General features: G+C 70.2%; 31 protein-coding genes. 4 read left to right on the top strand and 27 right to left on the bottom strand.

The annotated features are described in order from the left end of the window. Window positions 1–15 precede the first annotated feature (15 nt). From ACZ7L5_RS02225 to ACZ7L5_RS02180, 10 genes are all read right to left on the bottom strand, one after another. On the bottom strand, window positions 16–441 hold the full coding sequence (locus tag ACZ7L5_RS02225) for a hypothetical protein (RefSeq protein ID WP_471513629.1): 426 nt from the start codon (window positions 439–441) through the stop codon (window positions 16–18). Beyond that, complete coding sequence (locus ACZ7L5_RS02220; protein WP_471513627.1) at window positions 438–986, bottom strand: hypothetical protein; 549 nt, start codon at window positions 984–986, stop codon at window positions 438–440. Before ACZ7L5_RS02220 ends, ACZ7L5_RS02225 begins: the two co-directional genes overlap by 4 nt. A gap of 205 nt (window positions 987–1,191) precedes the next feature. Beyond that, window positions 1,192–1,338, bottom strand: a complete 147-nt coding sequence (locus ACZ7L5_RS02215) for a hypothetical protein (protein ID WP_471513625.1) — start codon at window positions 1,336–1,338, stop codon at window positions 1,192–1,194. A gap of 100 nt (window positions 1,339–1,438) precedes the next feature. Further along, window positions 1,439–1,690, bottom strand: a complete 252-nt coding sequence (locus tag ACZ7L5_RS02210; protein WP_471513624.1) for a hypothetical protein — start codon at window positions 1,688–1,690, stop codon at window positions 1,439–1,441. Window positions 1,691–1,756: 66 nt separating this feature from the next. After that, on the bottom strand, window positions 1,757–2,416 hold the full coding sequence (locus tag ACZ7L5_RS02205; RefSeq protein ID WP_471513622.1) for a hypothetical protein: 660 nt from the start codon (window positions 2,414–2,416) through the stop codon (window positions 1,757–1,759). Then, entirely contained in the window at window positions 2,416–2,928 is a 513-nt protein-coding gene (locus ACZ7L5_RS02200; protein ID WP_471513620.1) for a hypothetical protein, read from the bottom strand. The genes ACZ7L5_RS02205 and ACZ7L5_RS02200 overlap by 1 nt, the downstream gene beginning before the upstream one ends. Window positions 2,929–2,940: 12 nt before the next feature. After that, on the bottom strand, window positions 2,941–3,471 hold the full coding sequence (locus ACZ7L5_RS02195) for a hypothetical protein (RefSeq protein WP_471513618.1): 531 nt from the start codon (window positions 3,469–3,471) through the stop codon (window positions 2,941–2,943). Between the two features lie 29 nt (window positions 3,472–3,500). Further along, entirely contained in the window at window positions 3,501–4,661 is a 1,161-nt protein-coding gene (locus ACZ7L5_RS02190; RefSeq protein ID WP_471513616.1) for a DUF2637 domain-containing protein, read from the bottom strand. Between the two features lie 79 nt (window positions 4,662–4,740). Then, the gene (locus tag ACZ7L5_RS02185; protein ID WP_471513614.1) at window positions 4,741–4,956 is read right to left on the bottom strand and encodes a hypothetical protein; all 216 of its coding nucleotides are present in this window, start codon (window positions 4,954–4,956) and stop codon (window positions 4,741–4,743) included. Then, window positions 4,956–5,120 (bottom strand): hypothetical protein, encoded by a 165-nt coding sequence (locus ACZ7L5_RS02180; protein WP_471513612.1) that lies wholly within the window; start codon window positions 5,118–5,120, stop codon window positions 4,956–4,958. Before ACZ7L5_RS02180 ends, ACZ7L5_RS02185 begins: the two co-directional genes overlap by 1 nt. A 194-nt stretch (window positions 5,121–5,314) precedes the next feature. Between ACZ7L5_RS02180 and ACZ7L5_RS02175 the strand changes: the two genes are divergently transcribed. The 3 genes from ACZ7L5_RS02175 (at window position 5,315) to ACZ7L5_RS02165 (ending at window position 6,684) form a co-directional block, all read left to right on the top strand. Next, entirely contained in the window at window positions 5,315–5,581 is a 267-nt protein-coding gene (locus tag ACZ7L5_RS02175) for a sigma factor-like helix-turn-helix DNA-binding protein (protein WP_471513610.1), read from the top strand. Window positions 5,582–5,642: 61 nt separating this feature from the next. Beyond that, window positions 5,643–6,212, top strand: a complete 570-nt coding sequence (locus ACZ7L5_RS02170) for a GIY-YIG nuclease family protein (protein ID WP_471513608.1) — start codon at window positions 5,643–5,645, stop codon at window positions 6,210–6,212. A gap of 88 nt (window positions 6,213–6,300) precedes the next feature. Beyond that, window positions 6,301–6,684, top strand: coding sequence for a DUF6233 domain-containing protein (locus tag ACZ7L5_RS02165; RefSeq protein ID WP_471513606.1), 384 nt, complete (start codon window positions 6,301–6,303; stop codon window positions 6,682–6,684). Window positions 6,685–6,790: 106 nt separating this feature from the next. Here ACZ7L5_RS02165 and ACZ7L5_RS02160 read toward each other — a convergent pair whose 3' ends face one another. The 13 genes from ACZ7L5_RS02160 to ACZ7L5_RS02100 all read right to left on the bottom strand — a co-directional run bounded on the left by ACZ7L5_RS02160 (window position 6,791) and on the right by ACZ7L5_RS02100 (window position 13,424). Continuing rightward, entirely contained in the window at window positions 6,791–7,060 is a 270-nt protein-coding gene (locus ACZ7L5_RS02160) for a hypothetical protein (RefSeq protein ID WP_471513604.1), read from the bottom strand. Beyond that, a complete protein-coding gene (locus ACZ7L5_RS02155; protein ID WP_471513602.1) occupies window positions 7,057–7,776 on the bottom strand; it encodes a hypothetical protein in 720 nt (239 codons plus the stop codon). The genes ACZ7L5_RS02160 and ACZ7L5_RS02155 overlap by 4 nt, the downstream gene beginning before the upstream one ends. Continuing rightward, window positions 7,773–7,973 carry a hypothetical protein gene (locus ACZ7L5_RS02150; protein WP_471513600.1) on the bottom strand — a complete coding sequence of 67 codons (201 nt, stop codon included), beginning with the start codon at window positions 7,971–7,973 and terminating at the stop codon, window positions 7,773–7,775. Before ACZ7L5_RS02150 ends, ACZ7L5_RS02155 begins: the two co-directional genes overlap by 4 nt. 112 nt (window positions 7,974–8,085) lie before the next feature. After that, window positions 8,086–8,481, bottom strand: a complete 396-nt coding sequence (locus tag ACZ7L5_RS02145) for a hypothetical protein (RefSeq protein ID WP_471513598.1) — start codon at window positions 8,479–8,481, stop codon at window positions 8,086–8,088. Between the two features lie 82 nt (window positions 8,482–8,563). Continuing rightward, window positions 8,564–8,686, bottom strand: coding sequence for a hypothetical protein (locus tag ACZ7L5_RS02140; RefSeq protein WP_471513597.1), 123 nt, complete (start codon window positions 8,684–8,686; stop codon window positions 8,564–8,566). After that, window positions 8,683–9,015, bottom strand: coding sequence for a hypothetical protein (locus tag ACZ7L5_RS02135; RefSeq protein WP_471513595.1), 333 nt, complete (start codon window positions 9,013–9,015; stop codon window positions 8,683–8,685). The genes ACZ7L5_RS02140 and ACZ7L5_RS02135 overlap by 4 nt, the downstream gene beginning before the upstream one ends. Continuing rightward, window positions 9,015–9,449 (bottom strand): SLOG family protein, encoded by a 435-nt coding sequence (locus ACZ7L5_RS02130; protein WP_471513594.1) that lies wholly within the window; start codon window positions 9,447–9,449, stop codon window positions 9,015–9,017. Before ACZ7L5_RS02130 ends, ACZ7L5_RS02135 begins: the two co-directional genes overlap by 1 nt. Further along, a complete protein-coding gene (locus ACZ7L5_RS02125) occupies window positions 9,446–9,724 on the bottom strand; it encodes a hypothetical protein (RefSeq protein ID WP_471513592.1) in 279 nt (92 codons plus the stop codon). Before ACZ7L5_RS02125 ends, ACZ7L5_RS02130 begins: the two co-directional genes overlap by 4 nt. Then, entirely contained in the window at window positions 9,721–10,476 is a 756-nt protein-coding gene (locus ACZ7L5_RS02120) for a hypothetical protein (protein WP_471513590.1), read from the bottom strand. Before ACZ7L5_RS02120 ends, ACZ7L5_RS02125 begins: the two co-directional genes overlap by 4 nt. Before the next feature lie 76 nt (window positions 10,477–10,552). Beyond that, entirely contained in the window at window positions 10,553–10,984 is a 432-nt protein-coding gene (locus ACZ7L5_RS02115) for a DUF4326 domain-containing protein (RefSeq protein WP_471513588.1), read from the bottom strand. After that, window positions 10,981–11,265 carry a hypothetical protein gene (locus ACZ7L5_RS02110; protein WP_471513586.1) on the bottom strand — a complete coding sequence of 95 codons (285 nt, stop codon included), beginning with the start codon at window positions 11,263–11,265 and terminating at the stop codon, window positions 10,981–10,983. Before ACZ7L5_RS02110 ends, ACZ7L5_RS02115 begins: the two co-directional genes overlap by 4 nt. A 69-nt stretch (window positions 11,266–11,334) precedes the next feature. Further along, window positions 11,335–11,592: a hypothetical protein gene (locus ACZ7L5_RS02105; RefSeq protein ID WP_471513584.1), complete on the bottom strand. Its 258-nt coding sequence runs from the start codon at window positions 11,590–11,592 to the stop codon at window positions 11,335–11,337. 335 nt (window positions 11,593–11,927) lie between these two features. Then, window positions 11,928–13,424: a DnaB-like helicase N-terminal domain-containing protein gene (locus tag ACZ7L5_RS02100; protein WP_471513582.1), complete on the bottom strand. Its 1,497-nt coding sequence runs from the start codon at window positions 13,422–13,424 to the stop codon at window positions 11,928–11,930. A gap of 174 nt (window positions 13,425–13,598) precedes the next feature. On the opposite strand from ACZ7L5_RS02100, the gene ACZ7L5_RS02095 reads away from it, so the two are divergent. Then, a complete protein-coding gene (locus ACZ7L5_RS02095) occupies window positions 13,599–13,841 on the top strand; it encodes a type II toxin-antitoxin system prevent-host-death family antitoxin (RefSeq protein WP_471513581.1) in 243 nt (80 codons plus the stop codon). Window positions 13,842–13,843: 2 nt separating this feature from the next. Here ACZ7L5_RS02095 and ACZ7L5_RS02090 read toward each other — a convergent pair whose 3' ends face one another. From ACZ7L5_RS02090 to ACZ7L5_RS02075, 4 genes are all read right to left on the bottom strand, one after another. Then, a complete protein-coding gene (locus tag ACZ7L5_RS02090) occupies window positions 13,844–14,071 on the bottom strand; it encodes a hypothetical protein (RefSeq protein WP_471513579.1) in 228 nt (75 codons plus the stop codon). 110 nt (window positions 14,072–14,181) lie between these two features. Further along, window positions 14,182–14,985: a DUF2303 family protein gene (locus ACZ7L5_RS02085; RefSeq protein ID WP_471513577.1), complete on the bottom strand. Its 804-nt coding sequence runs from the start codon at window positions 14,983–14,985 to the stop codon at window positions 14,182–14,184. Between the two features lie 2 nt (window positions 14,986–14,987). After that, a complete protein-coding gene (locus tag ACZ7L5_RS02080) occupies window positions 14,988–15,353 on the bottom strand; it encodes a hypothetical protein (RefSeq protein WP_471513575.1) in 366 nt (121 codons plus the stop codon). A 140-nt stretch (window positions 15,354–15,493) separates the two neighbouring features. Further along, window positions 15,494–16,192, bottom strand: a complete 699-nt coding sequence (locus ACZ7L5_RS02075) for a hypothetical protein (RefSeq protein ID WP_471513573.1) — start codon at window positions 16,190–16,192, stop codon at window positions 15,494–15,496. Window positions 16,193–16,237: the final 45 nt, after the last annotated feature.

The raw sequence follows: 16,237 nt of genomic DNA, 5'->3' as shown, positions 1-16,237 counted from the left end.
ACCACGACAGAGGCTCTAGTCGCCCAGACTCTCCACCATCTTCAGCTTGTCGAACTGGCCGTCCTCGCCGGTCCACCCCAGGCCGTCGATCGCCTTCGCCATCAGCAGCGCGGTGTAGTCGCCCTCCGGCAGCGGCTCGCAGGCCTCCGGCTTGCCCTTCCCCCCACTCCCGGTCTTCTCCTCCAGCGTGTCGGCCGCGTCCTTGGCTACACCCTCGTACCCGGAACGAACCATGTCGGCGAGCGTGTCGTCGAGCGCGTCGACCCGCTCCTTCGCTTCGCTGACGGTCGGCTTGTCCGAGGCATCGCCTCCGGTCCGGTCCGTGAGCGCGGCGGCGCAGTCCGCTGCTTTCTCGTCGGCGGACTTCGAGCAGCCGACCGCGGCCCCGGCGAGTAGCAGGCAGGCGGTGAGCAGGATGGCGGCGCGCGGCAGAGCCCTCACTTCGCCAGCTCCCACGTCTCGCACCCGTTCGTCTCGAAGACCTCACCCTTGTTCAGCGTCACCCGGCCTGGGCCCTGAAGGATGTCGTTCGCGATGATCGACCCAAACTCGCCCGAGTCGTCCTTGTTCCGCGACCAGTAACACATGCTGCTGCTCGGGCCCGAGGTCTTGTACGACCCGGCCTTCACATCCTCGCCAACCAGGTACGTGCCCTCATCGATTGAGGAGAGCGGCCCGGCCGGCTCCTCCTCGGTTTCCTCGATCGCGGGGACTGTGACATCCGGCTCGATACCCGCATCGATGTCGCACTCGGCGGCGTCCAGGATCTCCATCGACTTGTCGAGGATCTCCTGATCGGTCATTTCGGCGGTGTGGGTGACCGTGACCGTCGGTGCCGGCTTGGCCTCATCGCTGCTGTTGCTGCTTGCGAGGGCCGCCCCCGTGATGACGATCGTGGCGACTACCGCGGCAGCGGAGCCGATGATGACGGAGTTCGTGCGTCCTCGCGTCGGAGTCGGCGGAGGGGGCGGCGGGAAGTCAGGCATGGGTGGTGGCGTGGCGTCAGTCATGAGTCCCCCCAGGGTGATTGGTGCGTGATCGGCATCATCCTGCCGTGTGCGCACCGTGTGGAGGGGATGTGCCTGAGTTGTGACATGAGGCGGCCCCGCCTCGACGGGGGAATGTGAGGCGGGGCCGTTCCCAGGGGTTGCCGGGCATTACCCGGCGCGCAGCTTCCAGTGTGGCAGGCGGTCAGTCCCCTTGCTGGTCCTGCGGAGAACCCGGTACCGGCTTGTCTGGCTCCGGGAAGTAGCCGCCCCGGCTGGCCTGGTAGGTCGTCTCGTGGCCCTCCAGTCGCTCGTCGTCCGGGTCGGGGTTGGTCGTCCATCCGAGTGCCATGATGGCGATCTCCTGTCTCGTGTGTTCGGGATGGGTGGACCGGTGCGGGCCGCGCTCTTCTTGGCGGTTGGGAACGGCCCGCACCGGGGCTTGTGGTGGGTCAGTGGTCGAGCAGCCGCGCGACGATCGAGGCGAGCGCGAGGAGCGCCAGCACCGCGAGTACTACGCCCGTGCTCACGTACCGGCCGTCCGGATCCGGGGCGCTCCCGGGCACGCGGTCGATGGACTCGCCGTCGGGCACGAGGCCCCCGTGTTCGGTGTCGCGGTGCTGCTGCCGGTACGCCTCAGCGTCACGGCGCGAGCCGGGAGGGGACGATGCGCGGCATCTGCTGCAGCGGTACAGGTACGGCATGAGGGGCTCTCCCGGGCTGTAGTCGGCCCGTGTAGCCGGGCTGTAGTTGAGGTGTGGTTTTGCAGGTCACGCGGGGTGTAGTTCGGAATTCGGGGGGTCCTGGCTGTCGGGGTCGGGGAGGGGTTCAGGAGGGGGCTGAAGGTCGTCGCGGTGGATGCCGACGGTCACGCCCAGGCCGCGCACGCGGACACGGTTGCGGACGGGGATCTGCCACCGCTCCAGGTGGGTGCGAAGGTCGGCCACCTGGAGGTCCGTGAACATGCCGTGGGCTTGGGCGTGTTCGAGGAGGTCGCGGAGGTGGACGCCTTGCCGGTCGCCGATCTGCTGCCAGATCCATTCGAGGGTGGCCGCGTGCACGTCGTTCGGGGCGTTGGCGGGGTGTTCCTCGGCTGCCGCCCTGGGGACGGGCCCGGGCGTCGGCTTGGCAGGGGGCGCAGCCCAACAGGCGGCCACGCACCAGGCCACCAGGCCGGCGGGGACGGCGAAGCGGGCGACGTGCGGGGACTGCCAGCACCCGTATCCGGCGACGTATGTGCCGGCCGCGAGGGCGCCGATGCTCTCCCAGAAGCCGAGGTGCTCACGGAGCTCATCCCAGGCTCGTTGGGCGAGGACGACTGAGCCGGACCACAGGGTGGTGCCCGCCCCCGTGAACACGAGGACGGGCCGCAGCTCGGAGCGGATCCAGTAGGGGAGGACCTTCTCCCCCACCCCTTTAACGATCTTCATCAGGTGGCCCCGATCGCTTGCGCCCCAGTCAGGATCAGCGCCTGCGGCAGGCCCCAAATCCCCCCGGCCTGAGCCCACACCCCCGCCGCGATGATCCCCGTGACGGCTGCCTTGCCCGGGGACAGCTCCCGGAAGTACATGAGCGCAGCGAGCAGCAGGGACACGGCGCCCATGCCCGCAGTGCCGAACCCGCCGCCGGTGAACACGCTCGCGAACGCGTCGGACAGGTTCTCCCCGACCACCCAGATCGAACCGGCGACCATGTAGAACGTGCCCGCGGCGACACCCGTCCACTGGGCTTGGTCGCTGGTCAGCCGCTTACGGATGCGGGACTTCTTCCCACCCCCGCCGTCGCCCTTGGGCCCGCCTCCGCCGCCGCCCTTGGGGTCGCGGATGCCGATCCACAGGATCAGGGTGAGGACGAGGGCGATCCCGCCGGCACCGATCGAGCCGAGGATCTTCCCGCCCTCCACCGTGATGCCGGGGGCGGCGGCCATGATGTGCGTGTACACGAAGTCTCCTGGTCAGGTTGCTGCGGGCGCCCACAGGGCGAGCGCGAGGACGGCGGTAGCGAGGGGGATCCGGGCGACCCAGGCGATGCCGGGCCACCAGTGGCGGGTGCGCCGGTCCCATACGTGGGCGATGAGGAGGGTGCCACCGACGCCGAGGACGAGGGCGCCGCCGATGCTGGTCTGCTCCCCGCAGTCGGCGATCGCCCAAGCGAACTGGTCGTACAGGCCGAGCGCCCATCCGGCGCCGGCCGCGCTGGCGTTGTACAGCAGGCGGCGCGTGCCGGGGCTGACGGCGGCGGCTGCCCGGCCACGGGACTGGTGGATGACGTCGGGCACGTGGGGGCGTGGCCAGTAGTCGGGCTGCGGCTCGAAGGGGCGCGCCCTATTCTCGGGTTCGTCGCTGGTCTCGTCCTCCATCGGCTCGTGCGCCCACCAGTCCTCACGCGTGGGTTCCGGTTCGAAGCCGTTCGGGGGTGGCCCGGGCGGGGCGGCGGGGAGTTCGGCGTCCGGGCCGACGCCGTGCTTGCGGAGGAGGCTGCGCATGCGGAGCTCGTCGGCTCCCAGGTCACGGCTCACGGGTAGAACCCGGTCCCTTCGTTGATTCGGCCGCGGGCGTCCTTGAGCCGACGCCCGGCGGTGGCTGGGCTCACGCCGAGGACGTGAGCCGCTGTGGTCTTGGTGAGCCGCTCGCCCTGCCTGAGCCGGGTGGCGAGTTCGGTGATCTGCTGCTCGATCTCGTCGACCTCCGGCTCACTGGGCTCAGCGGCGGGCTCAGGGCTCAGCTCGGCGTGGCTCACGGCGAGTGGCTCGGCCGGGCTCAAGCCGGGCTCACGTGAGACCGGCTGGTCAGCGTGGGTAGGCAGCTCCAGGGGGGCCGGTCGCATCGGCTCGGTCGCGGCTACGACGAGGGCGGTGTGCACGGTCGTCTCGTAGTCGACGGGCTCAGGCTCAACGGGGGCGGGCTCACGGCTCACGACGGGCTGAGCCGGGGGCAGCTCAGCCTGAGCCGGGCCTGAGCCGCTCGGCTCAGCTGGTCCGTGCTCGATGTTGAGGACGGCCGTGATCGGCTCATCGAGCTTGCGACCGTACCGCGTGAGCCGCAGCGCCATGACGGCCTCGACGGGCGCCTTCCAGCGCCACCGCCAGCCGTACCGCGCGCGCAGCCGGGCACGCTCGACGAGCCGCTGCCGTTCGAGGGAAATCACCTCGTCGTACGACCGCAGCTCCCACAGCTTCATGCGCCGCCACAGCCGGAACGTGGAGATCGGGTCGAGGAGCCAGCGCACCATGCGGACGGATTCCATGTGGCGTCCGGCCGTGAGGTCGGCGGTCCGGCCGATCGCGTGCCGTGCCGCCTCGACGACCACGACGAACAGGACCGGAATCACGGCGTGCATGCCGGTGCCGACGGGGTCGGGCCAGGCGGCGGCCGCGTTGAACGCGATCGTCGCGGCGGTGAGGAGCCATGCCGTGTGGCGCAGCATGGCGAGCGGCATGCGTAGCCAGGTGAGGAGCAGGTCGAGGGCGAGCAGCACCAAGATGCCGGCGTCAATTCCGATCGGGAAGATCATCGCGAACATCCCGAACTTCTTCGCCTCGGCGAGCTTGGCGACCGCGGCGTAGGAGCCGACGAAGCCGATCGCGGCGATCGCGGCGGCCCCTGCGGCGACGGCGATGACGAGTCGGCGTTGCAGGGTCGTGAGTTGGAGGCGGTCGCCGGTGGGCGTCTTCACGATGCTCTCCTGGGCGCGGGATGAGCCCGGCCCCCGCGCGGGGGATGTTGTACGCGGGGGCCGGGCGGTCTGGCGGTGGTCAGCGGGTGGCGCGGTACCAGGGGCCGCGCTTGCCGTCGCCGGCGCGGTCGCGGTCCTCCCAGGCCTGGCCCTTGGCGGCGGCCTTGCCGACGTTGCGGCGGTGGCCCTGGGCGCGTGAGCGAGCGGCGGCAGCCGATGCGGACTCGCGGCCCTTGTAGTGCGTGTTGGCGAGCTCGCGGTCGTTGCCACCACCGAGCCAGGAGAGAAGGCCCATCAGCTGGCGTCCTTCCAGCCGAGCCGGCCGCGGATGTCAGCGCCAGCCGCGTACTCCTGCTGGCAGGAGTCGACGGTGTCGGGGGTGGTGAGGATCTGGTTGGGCTGCCGCGCCATGTCCGCGGGGGTGGGCTGCTCAGGGGGTTGATCTGTACGGTTGGGCATGCCTGCCTCTTTGTCGCGATTGAAGGTGGGCGCCCCCGGCCCATATGGCGTTCCAGCGCCGGGCCGGGGGTTTGTTGTTGATCACGGTTGAGGGGGGTCCCTCGCGCCGTTGTGTAGTCAAGCTACACGCGTGTAGGCTTCCTACACAAGACGGCACGGACGGATCCGCCTCCCAGCCCCGGGAAGGAACGGACATGGACGACCGGGCGGAGGAGGTGCGGCGCGTGCGCGAAGCCATCGCCGCTGTGGCCGTAGACGTGGAACCCGCGGAGCGGGCGCGGCGACTGGACGCAGCCATGGACGCGGCTCGTCTGGAGTGGAGACGGCGACGGAAAGAGGCCGTTCAGGAGATGAGCGACGGCGGGATGACACTCCGCGAGATCGCCAAGGAGATGAGCATCAGCTTCGGGCGCGTCCGGCAGATCCTCGCCGAGGAGCTCGACGCGCCGACTGAGGAATGAGAGAAGGCCGAGCGGTGTGGAAGACCGCCCGGCCCGAGAACACCCTGAGAGAGGGCGCTCAGTGAGCGTAGAGCACGAGACGAACCGTGATCGCAGATGGCGTGAGCCCGCAGCCGTCTACCGCCTATGGGATGCCCACGGAAACCTGCTCTACATCGGTTCGGCATACGAGCCGCAGGACCGGTGCAGCGAGCACCAGAAGAAGCCGTGGTGGCCGGAGGTCTCGCGCCGGACCGACGAGTGGCACTCGAACCGGGGCACCGCCTACATCTTCGAGATGAAGGCCATCGGGGCCGAGCTGCCGAAGTACAACGTCATGGGCTCGCGCAACTACGAGACGCCGCAGACCGATGCCGTCCTCCGCCGGAACGCACTCGCCAGCCTGCGGTCTCGTCTCGTTGCGGCAGCGCGTGACGTCCAGTGGGACGTGCAGGAAGCTGCGCGGGATGCTGGCTATGCGCGCCATGCAGCGGCGAGGTTGGGAACGCTAGCGGAGATCGAGTTCCTTGACAGCACCGACCTGTTCGCGGCCTCTGTGAAGCGGCGGCGCGAGAGGCTGGCTACGGTGCAGGACATAGAGCGCGGCTACACCGGGTCAGGGAAGGATCGCCCCCGGAAGGGAGCCGAGTAAATCAGCAGGCGCGGCCCCCGCCTCGACGAGGTGGGGGCCTCATGCTTGAATCGAACGAGTGAACGAGTTGCCTCCTGACCCGCCCCGCTTGCGCGCGATCCTGGCGCACCTGGAGAAGCAGCTCGCCGAGAACGAGACGGTCGCAATCTACCTGCGGCTCCAGCGCGACGCCGTCCGGGCCGCCATCACCCAGGCAGAGGCCCCACCCTCACGGAAGCCGCGGCTCCCCAAGGGTGGCGCGAACCTCCCGCCGGTGGCGCAGATCTCGGTGCGCCCGCAGTTCGTCGTCCAGCAGAAACGCACACCCCGCGGCCCCGAACCCGCGATCATCCACGCCGGGGACTGCTCAATGATCGAAGGCACACCGCACCGCATCACCGAGCACGACGCGCGGGTGGCGCTCACCGACCCGACGATCGAGCCATGCCAGTTCTGCCGGCCGGACACCGACCTGGGGATGGATACCGGCTGAGCGCCGTGGGTAGGGACGGTGGTACACCGCGGAGGGGGGCACCCTCGGAGGCGCCGACAGCCCGCCGGTCCCAGGGGTACGGGACGGCGGGCTGTGGGTTGTCTGGTCACAGCGTGGCGTGTACGGGCCAGCCCGGCGGAGGCGGGACGACCAGGGGAACGATGCGTTCCTCGGCGGCGACTGAGTCCTTCTCGATGACCATGCATCTGATCAGGCGGCCGCCGCTGTCGGAGTCCTCGACGACCACGTCCTCCGTGGAGAGCACGGCGAGCGGGTCGAGGTTGTTCGCCTTCAGCCACTCACAGACGGCGTCGCGGCGGCCCTGCTCGCAGTGCTGCTTCCAGAGGGTGGGGCTGGAGATGAGACGCGGATTCACAGCTCCTCCTTCAGCTCGCCGAGCGCTTTGAGGAGACATCTGCCCGCGGCTTGCGTCGGCCCGGGCGCTCCCTCGTGCGCCCACGTGTTGGCGATCTCTTGGACGCGAGCGAGCTTGTCCTCAGCCAGGCCGAGCGCCGCTTCGTGCCCGCACTCGATCGGGTCGGGGCAGGCTGGCCGTGGGGGCAGGCCGAGTGATGCCGGGTGCTGCTCGGCCAGAGCGTCGAGCGTCAGGGTGAGCTCATCGTTGAGCAACTGGTACATGCGCAGCGCGCTCTCGGGGAAGCGGACGCCGTCGTCGTGCAGGAGGTTGAAGAGGGCGCCGCAGTGGATGCCGGCGACGGCGCGGAGGTGGCGGTGCTGTGCAAGTTCCTGCGCGTCCTCTGCGCCCGGCATTACTTCGAGGGCGTCGTTGACGGCGTGCCAGATCATCGCGTTGCGGTTCAGCTTGCTGGTGGGCATGTCGTCGCCGATGGCGCGGAGGTATGCGTACACGGCGTCGTAGGCGGGCTGGCGTGCGTCGAAGGCGGCTTCGGTTTCGGTGGCCGGCTTCTCGCCCTCGTACAGCGGGTGGTCGGTCGGGATGATCCCCACCTCGGATCCCCACGCGCGGGCGAGGAGCGCGGACGCGATGTCGTTGAGCTTGGCAACACGGTCATACAGCGTCTTGATGTCTTCCGCGGGTGTGGACGGGCGGCCCTGGTGGGTGTCGGTCACTTCTTCCTCCGTGCTGCGCGTGCGAGTGCACGGCGGGTCTCGCGGTTCGGTCGGGGCGGCGCCGGCTCGTTCATGCCGGGGGTGGACGTGTCGTCGGGGTCGGCGACGACGGTCTCGGTGCGGACGAGCTGGTGCTCCCAGGTGACGCCCGGGGCGGGCGCGTGCTCGCCCCGGGGTGCGCTACTCGGCCCGGTCACCGGTGGTCCTGCGATGCGAGACGTGCGATTCGGCGGCCAAGGTCCACGAGCAGGACGACGATGGACGCGAGCCCGGCCAGGCCGGTGACGGCGTTCATGGCGGCGAGGTCGGTCATGCTGCGCTCCGGTCGTCCCAGTGCGCGGCGATCTCCTCGAACTCGGCACGCCCGGCGTCGTCGAGCCGGTAGTCGTCCCGACGCGCGTCCGACGGCCTGGTGCAGTCCGGGCCATGCACGGCGCCGTCGGAGTTCTTCCAGAACTGGCAGCACGGCGGCGGCGCCTGCCGCAGCAGCAGGTCATCGACGATGGCAGCGCGGCGTGCTCGTTCGTGGACGGCCTGCTGGTGGCGGTGGTCGGCGCGGTGACGGGCAGCCAGCCACATGAAGAAGCCGCTGCCGTAGAAGCCGAACAGGCACAGCCACGTGGGCCGGGTGGCGAGGTAGGCGCCGGAGGTGAAGGTGAGTGCCGCGCCGGCGTAGCACATGCGGGCGGTGTGGTGGCTGGTCATGGGTGGCTCCGGGTGAGGTGGCGGAAGAGGAGGCCGGCGGCGGCCGGGATGGCGAGGAGCCCGGCGAGGACGAGGGGGACGGTCATGTGTGGCTCCTGCGTAGAAGGTTGGCGAGGGCGCGCCCGACCCGGCCGAGGCCGAGCAAGGCAGCGCTGATGACGAACGGGGCGGCGACGAGGACGCCGACCAGGCGGGCGCCGCTCACGCCTCGGCTCCGCACATACGGCAGGCGAACCCCGCCGGTGGTCTGTCCATGCAGGCGAAGCAGGCCGGCGCGGTCAGCAGCTGCTCGGGCCTGAGGCCGAACACCGCCGCGAGCGCTACGACGTCGTCGACGATGACCGCCACCGCCTTCACCTCGGGGTCGCGGCCCCGCTCCATCCGCAAGATGGAGTTGAAGCCGACCTGCTTGCCGACTGCGGCGGTCTGTTCGGACAGCGTGCGCATCGACCAGCCGCGTGCGGTGCGGAGGGCGTGGACGTGGGCGCCGACGATGCGGGATGCGGGGAGGTCTTGGGCACGGCGTGCTGGCATCAGGCAGTCCACCGCCTCGTCGGGATCCCGGCCTGCTCGGCCAGGTCGGCGCAGCCGCTCGCGCCGTGACTCGGGTGTCGGCCGGGCCGGCGACAACGGGGCGACGTACACGGGCCGATGAAGGCGAAGCAGGCGTCGGCGCCGAGCCGGACCATGTGGGCGTTGCGGCGCGGGCCAGCCGCGGGCCACGGGCCGAAGTCCTCGGTGGGGTGGTGCTGCGCCGGGTGCTTCTCCTCGCGGACGTCGCCCATCTCGGCTTCGATCATGTTGGCGACCCAGTCGGAGGCGAGGTCGTCGGCCCCGGTTGGGCAGGCTCCGTGGACCACGACGAAGGGCCGGTCGACGGTGAGCCAGACGCGGGTGAGTTGGTGGCGGAGCCGGTCGACGTCGGTCCAGTCGCGGCTGCCGGTGACGAGTACGCGGTACGGGTTCATGCGGCTTCCTCGTAGTCGAGTGGCTGACTGTGGGACCACAGGGGCCGTGTGCGCCCGCGGGAGCGCCTGGCGCGGCGTGCGGCGTGGATGCGGGCCCGGATGCGGCCTCGCCGCCAGGACGGTCTGGCGGTGCGCCGCCACAGGGCACGTACGCCCCACACGCCGGTAGCGATCGCGGCGAGCGTGAGGATCGCGGCGACAGTCGCGCCGAAGATGATCCAGCCGGCGAGGGCGTAGCCGATGGTGAGGGCGGTGTCGATGGCCTCGGCGATCACGACTGCTGCGCCCCGTCCTGTCGCGCCCCGGCGGCGTACTGCGGGTCCCATTTCGCGCGGATCGCGTCGGCTTGGCCTGGCTTCCACGGGCGTACCGTGCGGCGGGTGTCGAACGGAACAGCGCCTTCGGCGGCGACCTCCTCGCCCTCGTGCTCCCATGCGGGCTGTCCGCAGCGTTCGCAGATGGTGAAGGGCTGCCCGATCCACACGAAGCCATCGCACACGGTCGTAGGCTCTGGCGCCTCGGTGTCGGCCGGTGTCTCGCCAGCCAACCGGCGCAGTTCGTCGTCGACTGCCTCTACGGTCGGGCACGGCCACGGCACGAGGTACTGGTAGCCGTCGCCTCCGTCGTAGCTACACGTGCGGCACTGGAGGCTGTCGGGAAAGCCGCTGCCGTCGGGCTTGGGCAGGTGCAGGGCGCGCACGCGGCTCAGGGCGGCCCGGTCCGTCTGCTCGGGCAGCACGGCCAGCACCGCGTCAGCCAGCCGGTCAACGTCGTAGCTGCACAGGGCGCACGAAATGGCGTAGGTGTGGCCGGGCCGGTCACCGTGCTTGTGGTGGTCCCACTTCTCCTGCCCCGGCGTGTACGGCCAGTCTTTGCGGGACGTGGTCAGCAGTGCCTCGGCGATGCGGTCGCGGAGCGCGGCCCGGCCGGTGAGGTAGGCGCGGAAGTCGGCGACGGCCTGGCGGTCGCCGTCGCTCAGCGGGAAGTTCGGGTTGTTGCCGCACGCGGGGCCGGTGCGCTTGGTCATGGTCAGCTCCTGGTGGGTGTGGTGTGATCGGGGGTGCGGCCGCCCGCGATACCAGCGCGGGCGGCCGTCCTGCTGCTCACTGCGCTCCGGCCTCGTTCGCCACCTGGAGCAACAGGTCTGCGTGGCAGGGCTGGTCGGTCGGGCACCAGCACATGAGGTCCCGGCCGGCGAGCTCGGCGCGCGCCGCCTCGACGAGGGACGGCCGATCGTCGAGCCAGCGCCGGTACATGGCGACGGCCTGCTCGCGGGTGGCGTCCTGCACGAGGTGCGAGGTGGTCGAGCCGTCCGGGTGCCGGTAGCCGTGCCACTGGCCGGAGACCTTGCCGAGGCGGCCCTCGCGTTCCCACTCGGAGCCGTCGATGCCGGGCATGCGGACCTGGGTGCAGGGGTTGCCCCACTTGCTGCCGCGTCCGACGTAGACGGCTCCCTCGGGCTTGCGCCAGCCCTTGGTGCGGCGGCGCTGGATACGGCGCGGCTGAGTGTCGAGGGCGATCTGACGGCCGCTCACTGGCTGGCCTCGCTCGCGGCCGGCGCAGCGTGCTCGGGGCAGAAGTCGTCGCCGTCGCCGGTGTGCTCCCACCCTTCGTTCTGCACAAGGTGGGTGCGGGCCACGTCCAGGCGCTCCCGGCTCGTCATGCCTTCACGGACCATGTACTCCCCGGCGTTCTCGGTGCCGCAGTGGTCGCAGAAGACGGTGATGCGGGTCGGGTAGCGGGGGTCGTCCATGTCGCGGACGATCGCGTTGACGGTGTCGGGGTCGAGGGTGCCGGGTGTGGTCTGGTCGGTCATGGCTTCCTCCGTGGGTGGGCGGTACGCGCGGTAGTGATCGCGCGGGGTGGGCTGTATCCGGATCCGCGATCAGGCGCCGGGCTGGACGGGCGGCCGGTGTTCGGCGGGGAGGTCGGTGTCGCAGTAGAAGCCGATGTCGAGGCGGAGGCCGTGGTCTTCGACGACCTTCCAGATGGCGGTGTCGGTGCATGGCGGGCGGCCGTCTTGTTGGCGGTGGAAGTTGGTGGTGCAGTCGGCGAGGTCGGTGTAGTCGGGCAGCACCCATCCGTCGGGGCGGTGGAAGACGCGGATCTCGGGGGCGTCGTCGGTGGTGGTCTCGGTGGCCATGGGTCTGCCTTTCGTGGGGTGGGTGTGGGTGGGCGGGGCTTGTGGGGTGGCTGTGGTGGTCGCACCCCCCTCCCTCTCCGTAGGAGAGGGGGGTGCGTGAGTTTCTTGCGTGAGTTCGGCGTGATTTTTTGACCTGCGGATTCCTTGATCACCGTGAGGTGCGTGAGTTTCTGCGTGAGTTTCGGGCGTGAGTTTCGGTGCGTGAGCCGCGTGAGTTTCCGCGTGAGTTTTTGACCTGCGGGTTTGCGCCGGGCGTGAGTTTCGTGAGTTCGGCGTGAGTTTCCGTTGCAAGATCAACGTGAGTTTCGTGAGTTTCCGCGTGAGTTTCCTGGCGATCATGAGGCGATCTCCCCGGTGGGGTTGAACGCGGCCACGTACCCGGCGGCGTTGCCCCGCCCAACGCCTCCTGCGATCTTGTGCGCGAGGCCCTTCTCGACGAGCTGGTCGAGACGGCGACGGGCCTTCTCGACCTCGGACGCGGACGGCTTGCCCTTGTCCGGGGAGTAGATCTGGCAGGCCAGTTGGTGGGGCGTGAGCGGGCTGCTGGCGTGCGCGAGGATGTCGACGACGTCGACCTCGTGCCAGATCTCGGTCACGCCGATGGGGTGGTCGTGCTTGAGACGCCACGGCCCGCACTCGGCGGCCGGCTGCTTCAGGTGTCGCAGCGAGATGATCGGGTCACCCGCGGCCCCCCAGAGGGAGACGATCGATCCGGCACCGGCGGTGATCCACACGGAGCCGTACAGCTCGTCGGGGCTCTGGGGTTCCTTCCCGGACTCCTTGCCGCCGCCCTGCTTGCGGTGGTGGTGCAGGGCGAGGACTTCGACGCCCTCGACGAGGGTGCGCTGGATGGCCTGATTGATGGCCTGCCCGCCTTCCTCGGAGGCGAGTTCGCCGGCCATGTCCTTCAGCGAGTCGAGGCAGACGATGTCGGCATCGGCCTGCTTGCACAGGCGCAGCAGGATGCCGGGGTCCTTGATGAAGTCCTTGGGCGGCGGGCCGGGCCAGAAAGTGAGGTGCTGGTTGAGGAGGTCGCGGTGCTCAGCGGTGACCATGCGGGCCATGGAACGGGCGGCCTGCTGCGGCCGGTCGGAGGCGAGGTACAGCACGCGCTTGGCGGGGCGGACGGCCATGCCGAGGGCGTGGGGGCGGATACCGATCGCGGCGAGGAGGACCTGCTGGCCAACGGTGGTCTTCCCGACTCCGGGCGGTCCGGCGATGATGAGCGCTTCGCCTTCGGCCCACAGGACTTGGTCGCCTTCGCCCCAGATGGCGGGGACGGTGTCGGGTCGGTCGAGGATGAACGCTCCGCCGGGCACGAACCGGGAGCCGCCTGTGGCTTGGCTGCTGCGCTGCTGGGCGTAGCCGGTGATCTGTTCTTCGAGGTCGTCGACGGTGCCGCCGTTGAGGACTCCAGAGCGCAGCCGTACGGCCAGGTCGTCGATGCGGCGCAGCCGGGTCTTGGCGTGGACGAGGCCGGCGTAGTGCTCGGCGTCGACGGGGCCGACCGCGTTGGAGACGTCGAAGACGAGGTTGCCGCCCGCGACCGTTCTCAGCTGGCCGAGGTTCTCGATCGCTGCGCGGAGGCTGATGGGGTCGACGGGCTTGCTCTCGCCGAGCTGGTGGCCGATGACGTCCCAGATGAGGCGGTAGCCGGGGTGGGTGAAGTCCTCGCTGCCGAGGATGTCCGCGGCGTCGCGGTACTCGGCGGGGTAGTGGATGCAGCGGGCGAGGACGGCGCGTTCGGCGTCGAGGTCGGCGGGCGGCTTCCGGTTGAGGGCGTCGTCGTCCGCCGTGTGGTCTTGCGGTGGCAGCTGGCGGACGTTGCTCACGGGTGTGCTCCTGTCGCTGGGTCAGTCGTGTCTGTGTGGCTGGAAGTGCTGGTCACGGCACGGTTGTTGGCCTTCGCTTCAGGGCGGCTTCATTGCACATCGTTCGTAGCTATCATAGCTAAGAGAGCGACTTCGCGTCCTTGCGCGTGGTCGCGAATTCGCTACGCTGTTGGCATGGCGACCCCCCGCAAGGAACACCGAGCGAAGATCGCCGAGGCGCGCAACGTCCTCGGCGAGGTGATCTCGCGCGCCCGATACGCTGGCGAACCGACGATCCTGATCAACCGCGGGAAGGAAGCCGCGGTGATCGTGAGTCACGACTTCTACGTGCAGGCGGTCCAGGACCACGAGATCGTCGAGGCCTTCCGCGAGGCGCACCCGGATGAATTCGCCAAGCTCGTCGGCCCGTTCGGCTGACGTCACCACAGTCCTCCTTCCGGCCGGCGGCCGAACTCCCCGACCTCGCGCGGGCACTCGTGCTCGATGACGTGCGCCCACGGGCACGTGCTGCTGTGGAACACCGGCAGCACCTCGGCGAGGCGCAGCCCGGACCACTGCGTTTCGCGCAGACACCAGGCGAGGCGGTTCGGTGTCGTCCGCTTCGCCGCCTCGCCCGGTGTCAGCCGTTCGGCGTCCGCGGTGACCACCCATGGCAGGCCGCTCTTCTGACGGATGACGTCCGCGCCGCAACGCTCACAGCTGGTGCGCCCGGCCGCAGGGCGGCTTGAGCCGGCGCCTCCCCACGGCCGGGCGCCCATCAGGCCGGGGTCCCGTTCAGGACGGGCTGCTCGATGTCCCCGTCGATCGCATTGACGACGTCGGCGAATGCGGTGCGCAGGATGTCGGCGGGCCGCTCCAGCTTGTAGCCCATGCGCAGGCCGCGGTCGGTGATGCGGTAGCGCAGGCGTGCGGTGAGCCGGTAGCCCTCGCTGCCCTCGAACGGCACGAGGCCGATGACGAAGGTCTCGGGGACGGTGAGCTGTCCCTTCTGCCCGGCCTTCGTGGTGGTGGTCTCGACGTACTGGAACTGCCGTTGCCCGGAGGCGAGTCGGACGCCGGACTGGAAGTCGACCTTCGTCGCGGCTTGGAGGGACTGGGCGATCTCCAGCATGTCCGCGGAGGACGGATCCAGGAGTTCGGGGAGGTGGTCCTCGAGGAACTCGGCGAACGACTCCTGGTCGAGGAGCTGGCCGTCGTTCTGGATCCACTGCTTCCACGCGTCGGTGGTGCGCAGTTCGAGGCGGAGGCGGTGGTCGCCCCAGGAGGGCTCGTCAGCGGCGTGGGCGTTGAGGACGGCGGTGACGGTGAGCCGCTCGCTGTCGGCGTAGACCTCGCTCGCGTCGCTGCTGTGCTTGGTGAAGTAGGCGGTCCAGGAGCGGGCGTCGCGGACGGTGGTGAGGCCGGACTTCCTGGGCGGGATGCCGGTGTGCTCGGGCCCGGTGAGGTCGACCTTCTGAATGCCGCCCGGAGTGTGGAAGGCGTAGTACTTGCCGGGCTCCAGTTGGGCCGGCGGGGCGGCGCGCAGGGCGGTGTCGATGACGGGCTGGAGGTTGTCGGTCATGTTCAGGCGTCCTTGAAGGTCTCGTTGGCGGGTGCGGTGCGGAACTCGATTGCCATCTGGCGGGGGTCCTCGCGGACGGGCAGGCCCTCGTCGTCGAGGAAGTAGAGGGACTTGACCGGGGTCGGCTTGGGCGCCTTGATGGCGGACTCGACGCCGATCGGCAGGGGCGCGGACTCGACGCCGTTGGCGGGCGGTTCGACGACGATGGTGATCGTCATCTGGCCCTTTTTGCCGTGGGCGCGGACGGCGTCGAGGAGGGTGTGGAACTCGGCGCTCAGCTCTTCCTCAGTCCGGCCGTTGAGGTGGCTGGCGAGGAAGGCGGCGACGGGTGCCTGCTGGATTTCGCCGGTCTCGGTGTTCGCGGTCATGTGTGGGTGGTGCCTTTCTGGTTGGCGGTACTGGTGTGGTCTGGCCGGGGTGGCCCGCCCCGTGAGCGGCGGGGAAGTCGGGGCGGGCCCGGTGGCGGCCGCGGCGTGGGGCGCCGTCAGGTCGGCCGCCGGAGGGGTGGTCAGGTGCCGTCGGCGATGGCGTGCAGCTGCTCGATGCCGTCCGGGCCGCTCTTCAGCAGGGCGATGGCGGCGGCGTACTCGGGGAAGGCGACGGCGAGGTGATCGGCGTTCGCGGTGTCGGCCGAGGTCCAGAGGTTCAGCAGCTTCGCGGCGAAGGTGCTGGGCGGCCATCCGCCGAGCCGCTCTTGGAAGAGGACGTGCGCGGCGGTGGCGGCGGGGATGGTGACGGCCGCCTGCTCTTCGAGGGCGAGTTGCATCTCTCGGGCTGCGGCGGCGCCGAGGCCCTCGACGAACGCGGTCCGGGCCTCGTCGGACAGCTCGGGCGCGAACGCGAAGTGCACGCGGATGATGGGCTTCTCGCCCGCGCTCAGCGTGAACTGGTGATCGTCGGGCTCCAGTCCGTCAGCGCCCAGGTTGACGGCCCACTCGGACACGTCGGCGGCGTGGCTGATCAGCTTGTGGATCGCGCGCTGCGCATGGCTGTAGGCGTTGCCGTCGTCGTGGTTGTAGGGCAGCAGCTCGCCCCACGTGCTGCCTTCCCGCTCGAAGTCGGGGTCCTCGTCGATGACGGTCGACTGGACGTAGCGGTCCTCCATCGCCTCGCCCACGCCCATGAAGTCGGGGTCTTCGGTGAGGCCGGCGTGCTGGCGTGCGGCCTCGGCGCGGAGGTCGTCGTCGGTGTACGGACGCTCGGTCACGTGTTCTCCTTGGGGTGTGGTGCCCCGCCGGATTCCGCCCGGCGG

This window comes from Streptomyces sp. NPDC107528 (genome assembly GCF_055639295.1).
This window is presented reverse-complemented; position numbering and strand designations above follow the sequence as displayed.

What these genes read in the sequence shown, in the direction of transcription:
- ACZ7L5_RS02220 (WP_471513627.1), bottom strand. Translation starts at nt 986, where the DNA reads ATGCCTGACTTCCCGCCGCCCCCTCCGCCGACTCCGACGCGAGGACGC.
- ACZ7L5_RS02215 (WP_471513625.1), bottom strand. Translation starts at nt 1,338, where the DNA reads ATGGCACTCGGATGGACGACCAACCCCGACCCGGACGACGAGCGACTG.
- ACZ7L5_RS02210 (WP_471513624.1), bottom strand. Translation starts at nt 1,690, where the DNA reads ATGCCGTACCTGTACCGCTGCAGCAGATGCCGCGCATCGTCCCCTCCC.
- ACZ7L5_RS02205 (WP_471513622.1), bottom strand. Translation starts at nt 2,416, where the DNA reads ATGAAGATCGTTAAAGGGGTGGGGGAGAAGGTCCTCCCCTACTGGATC.
- ACZ7L5_RS02195 (WP_471513618.1), bottom strand. Translation starts at nt 3,471, where the DNA reads ATGCGCAGCCTCCTCCGCAAGCACGGCGTCGGCCCGGACGCCGAACTC.
- ACZ7L5_RS02185 (WP_471513614.1), bottom strand. Translation starts at nt 4,956, where the DNA reads ATGGGCCTTCTCTCCTGGCTCGGTGGTGGCAACGACCGCGAGCTCGCC.
- ACZ7L5_RS02180 (WP_471513612.1), bottom strand. Translation starts at nt 5,120, where the DNA reads ATGCCCAACCGTACAGATCAACCCCCTGAGCAGCCCACCCCCGCGGAC.
- ACZ7L5_RS02175 (WP_471513610.1), top strand. Translation starts at nt 5,315, where the DNA reads ATGGACGACCGGGCGGAGGAGGTGCGGCGCGTGCGCGAAGCCATCGCC.
- ACZ7L5_RS02145 (WP_471513598.1), bottom strand. Translation starts at nt 8,481, where the DNA reads ATGACCAGCCACCACACCGCCCGCATGTGCTACGCCGGCGCGGCACTC.
- ACZ7L5_RS02135 (WP_471513595.1), bottom strand. Translation starts at nt 9,015, where the DNA reads ATGCCAGCACGCCGTGCCCAAGACCTCCCCGCATCCCGCATCGTCGGC.
- ACZ7L5_RS02130 (WP_471513594.1), bottom strand. Translation starts at nt 9,449, where the DNA reads ATGAACCCGTACCGCGTACTCGTCACCGGCAGCCGCGACTGGACCGAC.
- ACZ7L5_RS02120 (WP_471513590.1), bottom strand. Translation starts at nt 10,476, where the DNA reads ATGACCAAGCGCACCGGCCCCGCGTGCGGCAACAACCCGAACTTCCCG.
- ACZ7L5_RS02110 (WP_471513586.1), bottom strand. Translation starts at nt 11,265, where the DNA reads ATGACCGACCAGACCACACCCGGCACCCTCGACCCCGACACCGTCAAC.
- ACZ7L5_RS02105 (WP_471513584.1), bottom strand. Translation starts at nt 11,592, where the DNA reads ATGGCCACCGAGACCACCACCGACGACGCCCCCGAGATCCGCGTCTTC.
- ACZ7L5_RS02095 (WP_471513581.1), top strand. Translation starts at nt 13,599, where the DNA reads ATGGCGACCCCCCGCAAGGAACACCGAGCGAAGATCGCCGAGGCGCGC.
- ACZ7L5_RS02085 (WP_471513577.1), bottom strand. Translation starts at nt 14,985, where the DNA reads ATGACCGACAACCTCCAGCCCGTCATCGACACCGCCCTGCGCGCCGCC.
- ACZ7L5_RS02080 (WP_471513575.1), bottom strand. Translation starts at nt 15,353, where the DNA reads ATGACCGCGAACACCGAGACCGGCGAAATCCAGCAGGCACCCGTCGCC.